The organism is Amycolatopsis sp. NPDC114503, from assembly GCF_055633655.1.
In genome coordinates this window covers 335,484-353,243 of the sequence record NZ_JBVKDT010000002.1, presented here as the reverse complement: position 1 = coordinate 353,243, position 17,760 = coordinate 335,484, and the positions used below count along the sequence as shown (strand labels likewise).

12 protein-coding genes are annotated in these 17,760 nt (G+C 69.0%); 6 read left to right on the top strand and 6 right to left on the bottom strand.

Annotation, left to right across the window (positions count from 1 at the left end):
* Both ACZ7OI_RS09475 and ACZ7OI_RS09470 read left to right on the top strand, forming a co-directional pair.
* Positions 1 to 183, top strand: coding sequence for a hypothetical protein (locus tag ACZ7OI_RS09475; RefSeq protein ID WP_470263711.1), 183 nt, complete (start codon positions 1 to 3; stop codon positions 181 to 183).
* The gene (locus ACZ7OI_RS09470; protein ID WP_470263710.1) at positions 180 to 647 is read left to right on the top strand and encodes a hypothetical protein; all 468 of its coding nucleotides are present in this window, start codon (positions 180 to 182) and stop codon (positions 645 to 647) included. The genes ACZ7OI_RS09475 and ACZ7OI_RS09470 overlap by 4 nt, the downstream gene beginning before the upstream one ends.
* Here the strand turns inward: ACZ7OI_RS09470 and ACZ7OI_RS09465 are convergent.
* From ACZ7OI_RS09465 to ACZ7OI_RS09440, 6 genes are all read right to left on the bottom strand, one after another.
* Complete coding sequence (locus ACZ7OI_RS09465; protein ID WP_470263709.1) at positions 628 to 2,979, bottom strand: alpha-L-fucosidase; 2,352 nt, start codon at positions 2,977 to 2,979, stop codon at positions 628 to 630. The two genes, ACZ7OI_RS09470 and ACZ7OI_RS09465, sit on opposite strands and share 20 nt — an antisense overlap.
* A gap of 203 nt (positions 2,980 to 3,182) precedes the next feature.
* Complete coding sequence (locus ACZ7OI_RS09460; protein ID WP_470263708.1) at positions 3,183 to 4,775, bottom strand: glycoside hydrolase family 13 protein; 1,593 nt, start codon at positions 4,773 to 4,775, stop codon at positions 3,183 to 3,185.
* A 46-nt stretch (positions 4,776 to 4,821) separates the two neighbouring features.
* The gene (locus ACZ7OI_RS09455) at positions 4,822 to 5,691 is read right to left on the bottom strand and encodes a carbohydrate ABC transporter permease (RefSeq protein ID WP_470263707.1); all 870 of its coding nucleotides are present in this window, start codon (positions 5,689 to 5,691) and stop codon (positions 4,822 to 4,824) included.
* Positions 5,688 to 6,662: a carbohydrate ABC transporter permease gene (locus tag ACZ7OI_RS09450; protein WP_470263706.1), complete on the bottom strand. Its 975-nt coding sequence runs from the start codon at positions 6,660 to 6,662 to the stop codon at positions 5,688 to 5,690. The genes ACZ7OI_RS09455 and ACZ7OI_RS09450 overlap by 4 nt, the downstream gene beginning before the upstream one ends.
* Entirely contained in the window at positions 6,640 to 8,019 is a 1,380-nt protein-coding gene (locus ACZ7OI_RS09445; protein ID WP_470263705.1) for an ABC transporter substrate-binding protein, read from the bottom strand. The genes ACZ7OI_RS09450 and ACZ7OI_RS09445 overlap by 23 nt, the downstream gene beginning before the upstream one ends.
* A gap of 116 nt (positions 8,020 to 8,135) precedes the next feature.
* A complete protein-coding gene (locus tag ACZ7OI_RS09440; protein ID WP_470263704.1) occupies positions 8,136 to 9,143 on the bottom strand; it encodes a LacI family DNA-binding transcriptional regulator in 1,008 nt (335 codons plus the stop codon).
* A gap of 356 nt (positions 9,144 to 9,499) precedes the next feature.
* On the opposite strand from ACZ7OI_RS09440, the gene ACZ7OI_RS09435 reads away from it, so the two are divergent.
* The 4 genes from ACZ7OI_RS09435 to ACZ7OI_RS09420 all read left to right on the top strand — a co-directional run bounded on the left by ACZ7OI_RS09435 (position 9,500) and on the right by ACZ7OI_RS09420 (position 17,756).
* Positions 9,500 to 13,087, top strand: a complete 3,588-nt coding sequence (locus tag ACZ7OI_RS09435) for a CARDB domain-containing protein (RefSeq protein ID WP_470263703.1) — start codon at positions 9,500 to 9,502, stop codon at positions 13,085 to 13,087.
* 68 nt (positions 13,088 to 13,155) lie between these two features.
* Positions 13,156 to 16,833, top strand: a complete 3,678-nt coding sequence (locus ACZ7OI_RS09430; RefSeq protein ID WP_470263702.1) for a CARDB domain-containing protein — start codon at positions 13,156 to 13,158, stop codon at positions 16,831 to 16,833.
* Positions 16,834 to 17,179: 346 nt separating this feature from the next.
* On the top strand, positions 17,180 to 17,446 hold the full coding sequence (locus ACZ7OI_RS09425) for a hypothetical protein (RefSeq protein ID WP_470263701.1): 267 nt from the start codon (positions 17,180 to 17,182) through the stop codon (positions 17,444 to 17,446).
* 31 nt (positions 17,447 to 17,477) lie between these two features.
* The gene (locus ACZ7OI_RS09420; RefSeq protein WP_470263700.1) at positions 17,478 to 17,756 is read left to right on the top strand and encodes a DUF1905 domain-containing protein; all 279 of its coding nucleotides are present in this window, start codon (positions 17,478 to 17,480) and stop codon (positions 17,754 to 17,756) included.
* Positions 17,757 to 17,760 lie beyond the last annotated feature (4 nt).

Here is a 17,760-nt window from a genome sequence, read left to right as displayed (position 1 = left end):
ATGTCCGAAGAGTGGTACTACAACACGCGCACGAACGAGGTCGAGCGAGGCCGCCAGTCGCGCGGCGTCGACCGGCTCGGCCCGTACCCGGACGAGGCCACGGCCCGGCGCGCACTGGAACTCGCGCGGGAACGCACGGCGGCTGAGGACGAGTCCGACGCGGAGTGGAACAACCCGCAGTGACGGCACCGGATTTCCGTGGCGCGTCGACGGTCGGCGAGGCGATGCTCCGGGCGCCGAAGGTGCTCGACGCGTCGGCGACCGTCGGCGAGGTTCGCGGGCTTTTCGAGGACGATCATGTGCATGCCGCGCTGATTGTCGCCGGAGAGACGTTGCTGAGCGTGGTGGAGCGGCCGGATCTTGACGGGCTGGCGGAGGCGCTTCCGGCGTATCGGGCAGGCCGGTTGACTGGGCGGGTGGTCGGCCCGGAAGCGGATTTGCATGCGACGTGGTTGGGGATGTCTCGTCGCCGGTTGGCTGTGGTGGACGCGAGCGGTCGGTTGCTGGGTTTGCTGTGTTTGAAGCGCAGCGGTCGCGGCTTCTGTTCGGACGCCGACGTCGCGGCCCGGGCTCGGGATCTGGAAAGCGGGTGCCGGGGCGGCCCGTCGCGGACCGCCCCGGCAGGCCTCAGCGCCAGTCCACTTTGAACACCCAAGCGTGCTTCCCCGCCGCACGCGCCGCCGCGGGAACGTCGATCACCAGACGGCCGTCGCTCTGACTCCAGTGCAGCGGGCCGCCGTAGCCGAGCAGGCTCACGCGGTCGCCTTGCCGGATCGGGACCGGGGCGTCGACCACCAGCTGCGAGCCGGGCGCGACGAGCGACATGAGGTAGAACGCCGAGCCGGGCCGCACCGTGAACCGCAGGTCACCGAGCTGGGCCATGCGCGACCAGTAAGTGGTGCCGTAGATCGCTTCCCCGTTGGTGCGCAGCCAAGCCCCGGTCTCGCGCAGCCGCTGCTGCATCACGGCGGGAATGGTGCCGTCGAAATCCGGGCCGATGTCCAGCAGGAAGTTGCCGTTCTTCGACACCACGTCGACCAGCGTGTGCACCACGTCGTCGGTCGTCATGTACTTGTCGTCCGGCGTCGCGCGGTTGTAGCCGTACGAGTACGGGTCCAGGCCCCGGCTCGACTCCCATTTCGCGACGACCGTGTTCGGGTACGTCGTGTACTCGGGCGTGGTGAAGTCGTGGTCCGGGATGCCGCCGCGGTCGTTGTACGTGACGTCCTTGGGGCGACGCCGGTTCTTGGCCCGGTTGAAATACTCGGTGAGCACGTCGCGGCTGTCGTTCACGCCGCCGATGTCGAACCACAGCACGTCCGGGTCGAAGCCGGAGATCAGCTCCAGCACCTGCGGCGCCTGGAGGTCCTTCACGAAATCGCGGCCGGCGGTGTAGCCGGTGTAGGGGACCGGCGCGCCGGTGTACGGATTGCGCGGAGGATGGCCCATCCACGGGTTGTCCGGGTTGAACCATTCGGGCAGCGAGAAATACAGGCCGTTGCGCAGGCCGGGCGTGTACTTGCGCGAGGCGGCGAACAGATCGGCGACGAGGTCGCGGCGCGGGCCGAGCTTCTTCGCGTTGCGGCCGCTGACTTTGGTGTCCCACAAGGCGAAACCGTCGTGGTGCTTGGACGTGAGCACGTAGTACTGCGCGCCCGCGTCCTCGATCAGCTGCACCCACGAACGCGGGTCGAATCGCGCGGCGGTGAATTTCGGGATGAAGTCGTCGTAGACGAACGATTCGCCGTAGGTCTTGGCGTGGTAGGCGTAGGTCGGGCCGTTGGGATCTTGCTGGTTGTTCCAGTACCACTCGGCGTACTGCTGTCCGACCGGAGCCCACGCGGGCACGGAGTACACGCCCCAGTGGATGAAGATGCCGAATTTGGCGTCGCAGAACCAATACGGCGCGCGGTGCGTGGACAGCGACTCGTCGGTCGGCCGGAAGTCCGGGATGCCGAGCGGCACCGGCAGCGACCGGGTGGCGATCGTCGAACGGTCGGCGAGCACGCGGATCCGGCCGGTCGCGGGGGTTCCGGCGGGCAGGCCGCGGTCGGGGGCGAGGCCGAGCCGCACCGTGGTCTGTTCGCCCGGCGCGAGGCGGGGGATCGGCGCGGGCGTGCGGACCCGGCCGCCGGGGACGTCGAGCGTGACGGTGATCCGGTCGCGCGTTTCGAGCCAGACGGTTCCGGTGTTGACGATCGTCGCCTCGACGGCCTGCGGACCGCCGTCCTGCAGCAGGTTGGCGGTGGCGCGGGCGTCCAGGACGGTGGCCGAACGACCCTGCGCGACCGGTTGCAGCGTAAGGGCGAACACGTGCAGGCTGGCCACGTTCGCCGCGGGCGGGGCGGTCTTGGGCAGGGTCAGCGCGACCGCTTCGCGCGCCGGGTCGATCCACACCTGCGCGGTGCCGATCGACACCGGGTTCTGGTCGGTGACGCCGCCCGGACCGTAACGGAAGGCCGAGGCGACGGCACCGCCGGAACCCCACCAGTCGGAACCGGACAGGGCGGCGGTGCTGGTGCTGCCGTCGGCGTAGTGGACGGTCGCGTCGCCTCCGGTGCTGCCGTAGCTGCACGCGACGAGGAACGCGGCGCCGTAGTAGCGGCCTTTCGGCAGATCGATGCGCTGGCCGAGCGCGATGACGTTGTTTTTCGCTCCAGCGGCGGCCGAGCCGAGCAGATAGGGCACGCCGCCCGCGGTGACGGTGCTGCCCGCCGGGATCTGCTCCGCCGGGAAGGTGTAGCCGGAGCCGTCGAAGTTCCCGTCGTGCGCGCCCGCGGAGTCGATGCCGTCGTTGTCGAACCACTGGTCGAGCGGGACGGGGACGGGCGGGGGCGGCGGCACGACCGGTGTACCGGGGCCGCCGGTGACCACCGGTTGCGCCGGCCCGCTCGCGGCCGCCGCGGTGCCCGCCGTCCCGAGCAGCACCGCGCCGCCGAGTGCCATGCCGAGCGCGTGCCGACGAGGAAAGGTCGTCATGGAACCTCCACAGTGAAGTCCAGTGGTCCGATGCCTAGTGGGGAATTTCTCGATCATCAGGGGGATCGGAGCAAGCGAGGGGCCGATACATCTGATGAATCATCGTCGGCTCGCACTGTGGTGCTGTCAAGGAGATCCCGCTCAGCGGAGCACCGCGAAAGCCGACCACCCGAGCCTCCGGGTGATCGGCTTTCGCGTGAGGGTCAGGAACGCAGCCAGACCGCCGTGTCCGCAGGCAGCTCGGCGGTCACCGCGTTGCTGGCCAGCAGGACTTCCGAATGCGGCGGCAGCGTGATCGGCGCGCCGGAGAAGTTCAGTACGAACGCGAACCCCGCTCCCCGGCGGAAGGCGAGCACGTCGTCACCGAGCGACAGCCACTCCAGATCCCCGGTGAGTTCCGTGCGCAGCCGCAGCCCGGCGCGGTAGAGGCTGAGCATCGACGCCGGGTCCGCGGCCTGCGCTTCCGCCGTGTACGCCTGCCATTCCGCGGGCTGCGGCAGCCAGGCCCCGCCGGGGCCGAAGCCGAACGGCGGCTCGTCGCCGGACCACGGCAGCGGCACCCGGCAGCCGTCGCGGCCGGGGTCGGCGCCGTTCGTGCGCGTCCACACCGGGTCCTGCCGCAGTTCGGCGGGGATGTCCTCGACCTCCCACAGCCCCAGCTCTTCGCCCTGGTAGACGTACATCCCGCCGGGCAGCGCCATCGTCAGCAACGCTGCCGCGCGAGCGCGCCGGGTGCCCAGCACCAGGTCCACCGAGCTGCCGTGCAGCCGATCCGCGAACGAAAACCCGGTGTCGCCCGCTCGCCCGTACCGCGTGACGTGCCGGGTGACATCGTGGTTCGACAGGACCCAGGCGGGCGGCGCGCCGACGGCGTCGTGCGCTTGCAGCGTCCGCTCGATGACCTTCCGGAAGCGCGCGGAGTCCCACGGGCAGACCAGGAAATCGAAGTTGAACGCCGAATGCAGTTCGTCGCGGCGCAGGTACCGCGCGGTGCGGGACAGGTCCGGCAGCCACATCTCGCCGACCAGCACGCGCTCGCCCGGGTAGCTGTCGGCGATCTTCCGCCACGACCGGTAGATCTCGTGCAGCCCCTCCTGATCGGAGAACGGCGTCTCGTCGCCCTCCTCGACGTCCGGCAGCCGCGCGTCCTTCACCAGCCCGTCGGCGACGTCGATGCGGAAGCCGTCCGCCCCGCGGTCGAACCAGAACCGCAGGATGTCCTCGAACTCGGCGCGGACGTCCTGGTTGTCCCAGTTGAAATCCGGCTGCCGCGAGCTGTAGAGGTGCAGGTACCACTCGCCGTCGGGCACCCTGCTCCACGCGGATCCGCCGAAGCGCGACTTCCAGTTGTTCGGCGGTTCGGCGCCGTCCGGCCCGCGGCCCGGCCGGAACCAGAACCGTTGCCGCTCAGCCGAACCCGGGCCGGCGGCCAGCGCCTCCCGGAACCAGCGGTGCTCGTCGGAACAGTGGTTCGGCACAATGTCGATGATCACCCGCAGGCCCCGCCCGTGCGCCTCGGCGATCAGCGCCTCGGCCTCGGCGAGCGAGCCGAAAAGCGGGTCGATGCCGCGGAAATCGGCGACGTCGTAGCCGCCGTCGTCCATCGGCGACGGGTACCACGGGGTGAACCAGAGCGTGTCGACGCCGAGCGCGGCCAGGTGGTCGAGCCGCGCGCGGACACCGGCGAGGTCGCCGATGCCGTCGCCGTTGCCGTCGGCGAAACTGCGGACGTAGATCTGGTAGATCGCCGCGGCGCGCCACCAGCCCGCGGCGTCTTGTCTTCCCGATGCGGTCACGGAAACAACCTTCCTCGTGGTGGGGGAAAGCCAGGGACGGGGCGGGTCAGCCCTTGAGGCCGCCCGCGGTCAGCCCGGAGAGGATCTGCCGCTGGAACACCAGGAACAGCGCCACCATCGGCAGGCTGGCGAGCACCATCCCGGCGGTCAGCACGGTGAGCGGCATGTCGATCGCCACGCGCTGCAGCATCACCGAGAGGGTCTGCTTGCCGGTGTCCGGGAACACCAGCAGCGGCCAGATGAAGTCCTTCCACGCGGTCACGACCGCGAGAATCGACACCACGGCCAGGATCGGCCGCGAGATCGGCAGCACGATCCGCCACAGCGTGCGCACCGGCCCGGCGCCGTCGAGCCGCGCGGCTTCGATCAGCTCGTCCGGGATCCGGTCGAAGAACCGTTTCAGCACATAGACGTTGAACGCGTTCGCGGCGGCGGGCAGCCACACCGCGGCGGGGGAGTCGATGAGGTTCAGGTGCAGCAACGGCAGATCGCTGATGGTCACGTAGGTCGGCACCAGCAGCGCGGCGGCGGGCAGCATCAGGGTGGCGAGCATGAGCCCGAGGACGGCGTTGCCGAACTTCGGCCGCAGCTTCGACAGCGCGAAGGCGGCGGGGACGTCGACGGCCATCTGTACCAGCCACGCCCCGCCCGCGACGACGAGCGTGTTGAGGAAGTACTTGCCGAGGTTCAGCTGATCCCAGGCCTCGCCGAAGGTCTCCGGATGCCATTCGTGCGGGACGAGCGTCGCCGGGGTCCGCGCCAGTTCCTGCGGCGTCTTCATCGCCCCGGTCACCGCCCAGTACAGCGGGAACAGGAACGCGAGCACGAAAACCAGGAGCGTGCAGGCGAAAACGACGCCGTAGACCGCCTTGCCGCGTCGGCTGCGCAGCGCACCGGGCGAGACGAGGGTCCTCATGCCTGGTCCGCCTTCCTGGTCAACCGGACGTACAGTGCCGAGAACACGCCGAGCGCCAGGAACAGCAGCAGGCTCATCGCGCTCGCCGAGCCGAAGTCGTTGTAGACGAAGGCATAGCGGTAGAGCAGCAGGAGCACGGTCACCGTGGAGTCGTCCGGGCCGCCGCCGGTCATCACGTACGGTTCGGTGAACACCTGCATGGTCGCGACGATCTGCAGCAGGAGAAGCATCAGCAGGACGAACCGGGTCTGCGGGAAAGTGACGTGCCGCAGCCGTTTCCACATCCCCGCCCCGTCGAGTTCCGCGGCCTCGTACAGTTCGCCGGGGATCGTGCCGAGCGCGGCCAGGTAGATCAGCGTGGTGCTGCCCATGTTCGCCCACGTCGAGACGAACACCAGCGACAGCATCGCGGTCCCGCTCGAATCCAGCCACTGCGGGCCGGACAGGCCCACCGCGCCGAGTGCGGAGTTGAACAGGCCGGAACCCGGGTCGTAGAACCATTTCCACATCAGTGCGGTCACCACCGGCGGCAGCATCACCGGCAGGTACACCGCGAGCCGGAAGAACGCGCGGGCGTGCCGTAGTTCGTTGAGCAGCACTGCGGTCAGGAACGGGACCGCGAAGCCGAAAACCAGCGCGAGACCGGTGAACAGCAACGTGTTCCGCCAGGCGACGCCAAACAGCGGGTCTGAGAACAGCCGGGCGAAGTTGTCGAGGCCGACCCACGTGGGCGGGTTGACGAAGTCGACCTGCTGGAAGCTCAGCAGCACCCCGCGCACGATCGGGTACCAGGAGAACATCGCGAACACGACCAGCGCGGCGCACAGCAGGCCGTAGGCGGTGAGGTTTTCCTTGAGCTTGCGGCGCAACCGGGCCCGGCGCTGCGCGGCGGGGGAGGCGGCCGGTCGCCTGGCCGGCGACGAGGACGTCGCGGGCCAGGCGAGGAGGCTACTTGACCTGGGCGAGGACACTGGTGACCTTCGCCGCGGCGGACGAGAGCAGCTGGTCGATGTTCGCGTTCCGGTCGGTGAGCACCGCCTGCATCACGCTGTCCAGGATCGCGTACACCTGCTGTGCGTTCGGCGGCTCGACGCTGCCCTTGATCTTGCCTGTGGAGTCCACATAGGACTGATAGTTCCGCGCGGGCACGTTGGCGTATTTGGCTTTCAGCGCCAGCTGCTTCTCGCGCACCGCGCCCTGCCAGACGTCCGGAGTCGGCTCGGCCGGGAGCCCGACCGGCTGCTTGCCGTCGACGTACTGCTTGATGTGCTTCTCGAAGCGGTCCGGGTTGAGATACTTCCACTGGATCCATTCGAGGCCCGCCTTGATCTTTTCCGGCGACGCCTTCGGGTTGATCATGTAGCCCTCGCCGCCGAGCAGCGTGCCCTTGCCGTCCGGCATTCCCGCGATGCCGTAGTCCTCGTACTTGCCGGCGAACTGCTTGACGAGCACGGGCACGTTGTCCGGGGCGGCCATGTACATGCCGAGCTGGCCCGCGCCCATCATCCGCTGCACGTCCTGGGCCTCCAGCAATTGCTTGCTGCCCATGGAATCGTCGGTCCAGCGCAGATCGTGGAGCAGGTTCAGGGCCGCCTTGCCTTTTTCGTTGTCGAAATCGGCGACCCATTTGCCGCCGTCCTTGCGCGCGACGGAGCCGCCCATCGACGCGAGCCAGCCGGTGAGATGCCAGCCGCCCTGGTTGTTCCTGCTGTAGTCGGCGTACCCGACGATTCCGTTGCCCAGCGCGGAAATCTTCTTCGCCGCCGCGCGCACCTCGTCCCAGGTCTGCGGCGGCTTGTCCGGGTCGAGCCCGGCTTTCTGGAACAGCGGGCGGCTGTAGAGCAGGCCCATCGTGTAATTCATCGTCGGCAGGCCGTAAAGCTTGCCGCCCGCGCCGCGGAAGTTGTCGAGCAATTCCGGCTTGATATCGTTGACGTGCGGGACGTTCTTGACCGCCTCGGTGATGTCCGCGGCCTGGTGGCGGGCGATGATCTGGGCGGGATCGGTGAAATAGACGTAGTAGACGTCCTCGAGCTGCCCGCCCGCCAGCTTCGCGCCGAATGTCTTCGGGTCCATGAACCCTTCGTGCGGTTCGATGCGGATTTTCGGGTGCGCCGCCTCGAATTCCTTGACGTCGGCATCGAATACGCCGCGTTCGAACGGCTGGCTCGTCGGCGGCTGGCCGGTGACGGTGATCGTGACCGTGCCCCCGGCGGAGCTCCCCGGATCGCCGCCGCCCCCGCAGGCGGAGGTGCCCAGGAGCAGGCCCGCCGCGGCGAGCAGGGCGAACATCCGGCGGGGAGCGGCGGGGGACCAGGGTCTGCTCATCTCAAGCCTCATCTCGCGGAGGAGCACAGCAGGTGACGGCGGTCACCCTAAGGCCGCGAACCGCGTCTGCGCAAGAACTCGACGAGAATCTGCAACTTGTGAACAGTAGGCTGATCTCAGGGGGTCCGGCGGGCCGTGGAGCCGCGCACCACCAGTTCCGGCGCGAACAGCAGCTCCTCCACCGCCACCTCGCCGCCGTTGATGCGTTTCACCAGCAGTTCGACCACGGCCCGGCCCATCGCCTCGATCGGCTGGCGCGTCGTGGTCAGCGGCGGGTCGGTGCAGTTCATCAGCGCGGAGTCGTCGTAGCCGACCACCGAAATGTCGCCCGGCACGGACAAGCCTTGCCGCCGGGCCGCGCGGATCGCGCCCAGTGCCAGCGGATCGCTCGCGCACAGCACCGCCGTCGCGCCGCGCGGGTACAGCCGCGCCGCGGCCGCGTGCCCGCCTTCGATGGAGAACATCCCGTGCTCCACCAGTTCGTCCAGCACGGGGAGCCCGAGTTTCGCGGCGTGCTCCCGGAACGCCTCGAGCTTGCGCTGCGACGGCACGTGATCGTTCGGTCCCAGCACCAGGCCGATCTTCTCGTGGCCGAGGGAACTCAAGTGCCCGACGGCCTGCTCGACGGCCACCGCGTCGTCGCACGAGACCTGCGGCAGGCCGAGGTGGTCGACCGCCGCGTTGATCAGCACCGTCGGCAGCCGCCGTTCGGCCAGGTGGTGGTAGTGCGTGTGCACGGCGTCGGCCTGCGCGTACATCCCGCCGGCGAACACCACGCCGGACACCTGCTGCTGCAGCAGCATCTCGACGTACTCCGCCTCCGACACCCCGCCCGCGGTCCGCGTGCAGAGCACCGGGGTGAAGCCCTGCTGGGCGAGCGCGTTGCCCATGACCTCGGCCAACGCCGGGAAAATCGGGTTCTGCAGCTCCGGCAGCACCAGCCCGACGAGCCGGGCCCGCTCGCCGCGCAGCTGCGTCGGCCGCTCGTAGCCCATCACGTCCAGCGCGGTGAGCACGGCGGCCCGGGTGCTCGCGGACACCCCGGCCTTGCCGTTGAGCACCCGGCTGACGGTGGCTTCGCTGACCCCGACCTGGCGGGCGACTTCGGCAAGGCGACGTGTCATGAGTGAAAGTTACCGCAAACCATCGCAAGTTTCCGACGGGACGAGCGCTTCGCTTGCTCTCGCGGTGAAAGCGCTGGTGGGACGTGATGCTCCGCGGGGCTCGCTGTTGACTTACCGCTCCTAGAAGGCTGTAATTCTTGAACGAATCAGTGAAAATATCTGACTAGGTCCCGGGCAAACGCGGCAAGCGCCCGGCCCAGCCTCAACGAAGAGGTGCCATGTCGACTGTTCCGTGCTGTTCTCGTGCGCCCCCGGACGGGATCCCCGCCTGTCCGCTCCCTGGTCCCCGCCGTCCCGCGCCACGCGGGGCGTTCTCGATCGAGTCGTCTCCCTCCTCCTTGGATCAGAGGAAACCCATGAGAACGAAGCGACTTTTCCCGCGCGCCGCGCTCTGCGCCGCCCTGTCCCTGCTGGTCGCCCTGCCCGCCTGGCCGGCGACTGCGTCAGCCGCTCCCGCCCCGCCAGTTGCCGTCCAGCCCGCCGCACAAGCGGCCACCGCGACCTACACCGCCAGCAGTCAGCTTTCCGGCTATCCCGTCGCAGGCGTCGGCGACGGCAACCAGGCCACCTACTGGGAAAGCACGAACAACCAGTTCCCGCAATGGATTCAGGCTGATCTCGGCACCGCGACGAACGTCGCCCAGCTCGTGCTGAAGCTGCCCGCGAACTGGGAGGCCCGCACCGAAACCTTCGCGGTGCAGGGCAGCGCGAACGGCGCGAGCTTCAGCGATCTCGTGCCCTCGGCCGGCTACCGCTTCGACCCGGCGACCGGCAATACCGTCACCGTGAACCTCACCGGCAGCACCCGCTACGTCCGGCTGAACATCACCGCCAACACCGGCTGGCCCGCCGCGCAGCTGTCGGAGTTCGAGGTGCACGGCCCGGCCGGCGGCGACACCCAGCCGCCGTCCGCGCCCGGCAACCTCGCCTACACCGAACCCGCGAGCGGCCAGATCCGGCTGACCTGGTCGGCTTCGACGGACAACACCGGCGTGACCGGTTACGACGTCTATGCCAACGGCCAGCTCCGCGGCAGCGTCGCCGGGAATGTGCTGTCCTACACCGACAATCAGCCGGCCAGCGCGAGCGTCGCCTACTTCGTGCGCGCCCGCGACGCGGCGGGCAACCAGTCGGCGAACAGCGACACCGTGACCCGAGGCGGCACCCAGAGCGGCACGAATCTCGCGCTGCGCAAGCCGATCACGGCGTCGTCGACCCAGCAGACCTACGTCGCGGCCAACGCCAACGACGACTCGGCGACCACGTACTGGGAGGGCAGCGGGGCGTATCCGAACCTGCTGACCGTGGCGCTGGGTTCGCACGCCGACCTCGACCGGGTCGTCGTGAAGCTCGACCCGGACCCCGCGTGGAGCGCGCGGACGCAGACGATCGCCGTCGAAGGCCGCGACCAGGGCGCGACCGACTTCACCACGCTGGCGCCCGCCCAGACGTACAGCTTCGACCCCGCGAGCGGCAACACCGTGACCATCCCGGTCAGCGGCCGGGCTAGTGACGTCCGCCTGCGCTTCACCGCCAACTCCGGCGCGGGCGGCGGTCAGGCCGCGGAATTCCAGGTCTTCGGCGTCCCCGCGCCGAACCCGGACCTGACGGTCTCGGACGTGTCCTGGACGCCGCAGAAACCGGTGGAGACCGACGCGATCACGGTGTCGGCGACCGTCCGCAACGCCGGGACGGCAGCCTCCGGTGCGACCGACGTGAACCTCTACCTGGGCAAGACAAAAGTCGGCACGGCAGCAGTCGCCGCGCTCGCGGCGGGAGCGTCCGCGACCGTCTCGGCGAACATCGGCCCCCGGGACACGGGCAGCTACGACGTGACCGCGAAGGTCGACGAGGCGAACGCCGTCATCGAACAGAACGAGGACAACAACTCCTACACCAGCTCGACGCCGCTGGCCGTCAGCCCGGTGCAGAGCTCCGACCTCGTCGCGGCTACGGCCTGGTCGCCGAACAATCCGTCGGCGGGCAACACGGTGACCTTCACCGCGACACTGCGCAACCAGGGCACAGTTGCTTCGGCAGACGGTGCCCACGACGTCACGGTCACGATCGCTGACCAGAACGGCACGGTCGTCAAGACACTGAGCGGTTCCTCTGCGGGAGTCCTCGCGCCCGGAGCCACCGCGCCGGTGACCGTCGGGAGCTGGACGGCAGCGAACGGCCGGTACACGGTGAAGACGGTCGTCGCGAACGACGCCAACGAGCTGCCCGCCAAGCAGGGCAACAACACCAGCACCCAATCGCTGTTCGTCGGCCGCGGCGCCAACATGCCCTACGACATGTACGAGGCCGAGGACGGCGTCGTCGCGGGCGGCGCGGCCGTGATCGGCCCTAACCGGACGATCGGCGATCTCGCGGGCGAGGCGTCGGGCCGCAAAGCCGTGACGCTGAACGCGACTGGCTCCTCGGTGGAGTTCACCACGCGCGCGGCGACCAACACGCTCGTCACGCGGTTCTCGATGCCGGACGCTGCGGGCGGCGGCGGGCAGAACTCGACGCTGAACGTGTACGTCGACGGCACGTTCCTCAAGGCCATCGACCTGACCTCGCATTACGCGTGGCTCTACGGCGCCGAAGCCTCCCCGGGGAACTCGCCGGGCGCCGGACCGGCGCGCCACATCTACGACGAGGCCAGCATGCTGCTCGGCACGACCGTGCCCGCCGGGCACAAGATCAAGCTGCAGAAGGACGCGGCCAACAGCGCGAACTACGCGATCGACTTCGTCAACTTCGAATTGGCCGCCGCGACCGCCAACCCGGACCCGGCGCACTACGCGGTCCCGGCCGGGTTCAGCCAGCAGGACGTGCAGGCCGCGCTGGACAAGGTCCGCCAGGACCCGACCCTCACCGGCGTCTACCTCCCCGCCGGGCAGTACCCGATGACCAGCAAGGTCACCGTGTACGGCAAACCGGTCACGGTGCTCGGCGCCGGGCCGTGGTTCACGAGGTTCACCGCGCCGGCCGGGCAGGAGAACACCGACATCGGGTTCGACGCGCAGGCCAGCGCGAGCGGGTCGACCTTCAGCGGGTTCGCCGTCTTCGGGAACTACACCTCCCGCATCGACGGTCCGGGCAAGGTCTTCAACTTCACCGGCGTCGCGAACATGACCATCGACAACATCTGGACGGAGCACCAGATGTGCCTGCTCTGGGCGACCAATGTGGACAACTCCACGGTGAAGAACTCCCGCATCCGCGACACGTTCGCCGACGGCGTCAACTTCACCAACGGCAGCACCGGCAACCACGTCACCAACAATGAGGCCCGGTCGACCGGGGACGACAGCTTCGCGTTGTTCGCCGCCACGGACATCAATCAGGGCAACCAGTACGACAACGTGTTCGAGAACCTGACTGTGCTGCTCCCGTGGCGCGCGGCGGGCATCGCGGTGTACGGCGGGTACAACAACACCTTCCGGAACCTTTACGTCGCGGACACGCTGACCTACTCCGGGATCACGCTCAGCTCGCTCGACTTCGGCTATCCGTTCCTCGGGTTCGGGCCGCAGCCGACGACGGTCCAGAACGTCTCGCTCGTCCGCGCCGGCGGCCATTTCTGGGGCAAGCAGACGTTCCCGGCGATCTGGATGTTCTCCGCGTCCAAGGAGTTCCGCGGCATCCGGGTGTCCGACGCGGACATCCAGAGCCCGACCTACAGCGGCATCATGTTCCAGACCAAATACACCGGCGGCCAGCCGGAGAACACGGTCCAGGACACGGTGCTGACGAACGTGTCGATCTCCGGGGCGCACCGCAGCGGCGACGAGTTCGACGCCAAGTCCGGGATCGGGATCTGGGCCAACGAGCTGCCCGAACCCGGGCAGGGCCCGGCGGCCGGGTCGGCGACGTTCTCCGGGCTCGCGTTGAGCGACAACGACCAGGACATCCGGAACACGACGTCCACGTTCACGATCAACCGCACTTGAGCGCACGGGTGCCCGCGCGGTTTTCCCGGCGGGCACCCGTCCATACTCCGCAAAGAACGGAAGACGCCATGACACGTACGCGTTTGTCCCGTCTTCTCACCGGTTTCCTCGCCGCAGGTCTTCTCGCGGCGGGGCTCACGCCCGCCGCCGCAGCCGGTGGTCCGTCGCCTGGTCCCGCCGCGAGTGCCGCTGATGTGCCCTTGACCCGAACGGTGTCGGCGAGCAGCGTGCAGCCCGGCTATCCGGTCGCGAACGCCTTCGACGGCAACCAGGCCACCTACTGGGAATCGGCCAACAACGCCTTCCCGCAATGGATCCAGGCCGACCTCGGCTCGGCCAAGCCCCTCTCGCGCATCGTGCTGAAACTGCCTGCCGCCTGGGAATCGCGCACCCAGACGCTCACCGTGCGCGGCAGCGCCGACGGCAAGTCGTTCACCGACCTGGTCCGGTCGACCGGGTACGCATTCGCCTCCGGCACGGTGACCATCCCGGTGACCGCGTCCGCCCGCTACGTGCGGCTGGACATCACCGCGAACACGCAGTGGCCCGCCGCGCAGCTCTCGGAGTTCGAGCTGTACGGACCGGACACCGGCGACACGCAGGCACCGACCGCGCCGGCGAATGTCGCGCTGACCGAGCCCGCCTCCGGACAGGTCCGGCTGACCTGGTCGCCGTCGGCCGACGACGTCGGCGTGACCGGCTACACCGTCTACCGCGACGGCACGCCGATTACCACCGTCACCGGCACCGCCTTCACCGAAAACCGGCCCGCGGGAACGCGGATCGAGTACTTCGTGCGCGCCAAGGACGCGGCCGGGAACGAGTCCGCGGACAGCAACCACGTCGTCCGGGCCGGGACGCAGACCGGCCAGAACCTCGCCGCGGGCAAGCCGATCGAGGCGTCCTCGACGGTCGGCGCGTTCGCGGCCGCCAACGCGAACGACAACAACACTGGCACTTATTGGGAGTCCGCCGCAGGCTACCCGAACACCCTGACCGCAAAGCTCGGCGCCGACGCGGATCTCGCCTCGGTCGTCGTGAAACTCAACCCGGACCCGATCTGGAGCGCGCGGACGCAGAACTTCGAGATCCTCGGCCGCGCCCAGGACTCCGGCGAATTCACGACGCTCGCCGCGCGGGCCGACTACCGCTTCGACCCGGCCGCCGACCAGAACACCGTGACGATCCCGCTCGCCGGCCGCGCCGCCGACGTGCAGCTGCGGTTCTTCGCCAACTCCGGCGCACCCGGCGGGCAGGCGGCGGAGTTCCAGGTGTTCGGCACGCCTGCGCCGAACCCGGATCTGGTCGTCACCGGTACCGCGTGGACCCCGTCGAACCCGACCGAGGCCAGCGATCTCGCCGTATCGGCCACGGTTCGGAACGCGGGTTCCGCCGCTGCTGGCGCGACGACGGCCAACGTCAGCCTCGGCGGCACCGTGGTCGGCTCCGCGCCGGTCGGTGCGCTCGCCGCCGGTGCGTCCGCCACGGTGACCGTGCAGGCGGGCAAACGGCCGCAGGGCAGCTACCCCGTGACCGCCACCGTCGACCCCGCCAACACCGTCGTCGAGCAGGACGACTCCAACAACACCTTCACCTCGCCGACGCCGCTGGTGATCGCGCAGGCACCGGGACCGGACCTCGAGATCACCGGCATCACGTCGAATCCGCCGAGCCCGGCCGTCGGAGCGCCGGTGTCGTTCACCGTCGCCGTGCACAACCGCGGCACCAGCGGCGCGGGAACCTCAGTGACCCGGCTGTCCGCCGGCAGCAGCGCTTTCAACGCGGACACACCCGCGATCGCTGCTGGAGCCACGGCAAACGTCGCGATGCCGGGCACGTGGACCGCTGCGAACGCGAACCTCACCGCGACGGCCGACGCGACCGACACGGTCGAGGAAACGAACGAAGCCAACAACGCGCTCTCACGGGCGATGGTGGTCGGCCGCGGCGCAGCGGTGCCGTACGTCGAGTACGAAGCGGAAGCTGCGCAGTATCAAGGCCAGCTGCTGGAGACCGATCCGCTGCGCACGTTCGGGCACACGAACTTCGCCACCGAATCGTCCGGCCGCAAGTCCGTGCGGCTGGCGAACCAGGGCCAGTACGTGGAATTCACGTCCGCGAACCAGGCGAACTCGATCGTGGTCCGCAATTCGATCCCGGACGCACCCGGCGGCGGGGGACAGGACGCGACGATCAGCCTGTACGTCAACGGAACTTTCGCGCAGAAGCTGAACCTGTCGTCCAAGCACAGCTGGCTCTACGGCACCACCGACGACCCCGAGGGCCTGACGAACACTCCCGGCGCGGACGCGCGGCGGCTGTTCGACGAATCGCACGCGCTGCTGGCGCAGTCGTATCCGCCGGGCACGAAGTTCAAGCTGCAGCGCGACAACGGTGACACCGCGGCGTTCTACGTCATCGACCTGATCGACCTCGAACAGGTCGCGCCGGCCCTGCCGAAACCGGCGGAATGCACGTCGATCACCGACTACGGCGCCGTGCCCGACGACGGGATCGACGACTCCGCGGCGATCCAGCGTGCGGTCACCGACGACCAGAACGGTGTGATCGGCTGCGTCTGGATCCCGCCGGGCCAGTGGCGGCAGGAACGCAAGATCCTGACCGACGACCCGAACGTGCCCAACGGCGGCGGGCAGTACAACCAGATCGGCATCTCGAACGCGACGATCCGGGGCGCCGGAATGTGGTACTCGCAGCTGTACTCGCTGATCCAGCCGCAGGACGCGGGCGGCATCAACCATCCGCACGAGGGCAATTTCGGCTTCGACATCGACAAAAACGTGCAGATCTCCGACCTCGCGATCTTCGGCTCCGGCCGGATCCGCGGCGGCGACGGCGGGGCGGAAGGCGGCGTCGGCCTCAACGGGCGGTTCGGCACCGGCACGAAGATCTCGAACGTGTGGATCGAGCACGCGAACGTCGGCGTGTGGGTCGGCCGGGACTACAGCAACATCCCGGCGCTGTGGGGCCCGGCCGACGGCCTGCAGTTCAGCGGCATGCGGATCCGCGACACCTACGCCGACGGCATCAATTTCGCCAACGGCACCCGCGGCTCGAGCGTGGTGAACTCGTCGTTCCGGACCACCGGCGACGATTCGCTCGCGGTGTGGGCGAACCAGTACGTGAAGGATCCGGCGGTGGACATCGCGCACGACAACGTCTTCCGCAACAACACGGTCCAGCTGCCGTGGCGTGCCAACGGGATCGCGGTCTACGGCGGGTACGGGAACAAGATCGAGAACAACCTGGTGTCGGATACGATGAACTACCCCGGCATCATGCTGGCGACCGACCACGACCCGCTGCCGTTTTCCGGGCAGACCCTGATCGCGGGCAACGCGCTGTACCGCTGCGGCGGGGTGTTCTGGGGCGAGCAGCAGAAGTTCGGCGCGATCACGTTCTTCGCCCAGGGCAAGGACATCCCGGGAATCACGCTCCGGGACACCGAAATCCACGATTCGACCTACGACGGAATCCAGTTCAAAACCGGCGGCGGATCGATGCCGGGCGTGACGGTCGACAATGTGACGATCGACCGGTCGAACAACGGCGCGGGCATCCTCGCGATGAGCGGTGCCCGAGGCAACGCGACGCTGACGAACGTGACGATCACGAACTCGTCGACCGGTGACGTCGTCCGCGAACCGGGCTCGCAGTTCACGATCACCGGCGGGCCGGTCCCGGCGGTGGCGGCCTCCGCGCGGGGTCGGCGCGGGACGAGATAGGGGAATGGTCCGGTGCCGGGGTGTCGTCTTTCCGGCACCGGACCGGCTCCCGAGGCGGCGGGCGAGAACCGGCCAGCGCCACGCTGGTTTCCAGAAAGGCCCGGCGCTGTTCTCCGCCTTCCCGATGCTTTCCCGATGTTTCCGGGGCAAGCGCGCGGCCGGGAAACAAGGTGTTCTGTGAGCAATCCATTGGTCGCGGCGGAGCTGGTCGAGAAGGATCCTCGGGACTGGCGGGGCGAGACGGCCGACGCGTACCGCAAGCGGGCGGAAGACACAGTGGAAGCCGACGCAGTCCGGGGAGCGAGCGCCGGGCGCGGCGGGCCGATCCGTGGTCGACTGTCGGGTTATGACCGACCTGATCTTCACCGGCGGCCCGATCCTGACCGTCGGCGGCGGACAGCCCGAGGCCGAGGCGATCGCGGTCCGTGACGGGATCATCACCGCAGTCGGGGACCGGGACGAGTTCGTGGCGCGCCGCACGCCCGCCGCCGAGGTCGTCGACCCGTCCGCGATCCGCGGCATCGCCGTCCAGGCCACCTCTCTGAACGGACGCCGCACGCACGGGCGAGATCCGGTGTCGAAATCCCGCGACCAGGTTCGTACCTCGGGGTGAGCAGCCATCCGAGGGCAAGGAGCACACGATCATGACCGACCTCAACGAGGAATTCACCGCGACCCTGCGCAAGAGCCCGGCCAAGGGCGGCCACACCTACCTGATCTGGCCCGGCTCGGCGGAGTTCTTCGGCACCCGCGGCCTGGTGAAGGTCCGCGGGACCGTCGACGGCGAGCCGTTCCGCAGCTCGTTCATGGCGCTGGGCGACGGCACTCACAAACTCCCGGTCAACGCCGGGCTCCGGAAGGCGATCGGCAAGGAGGCCGGGGACACCGTGACCGTCGTCCTGCTGGAACGGCTCGACCGCTGAACCC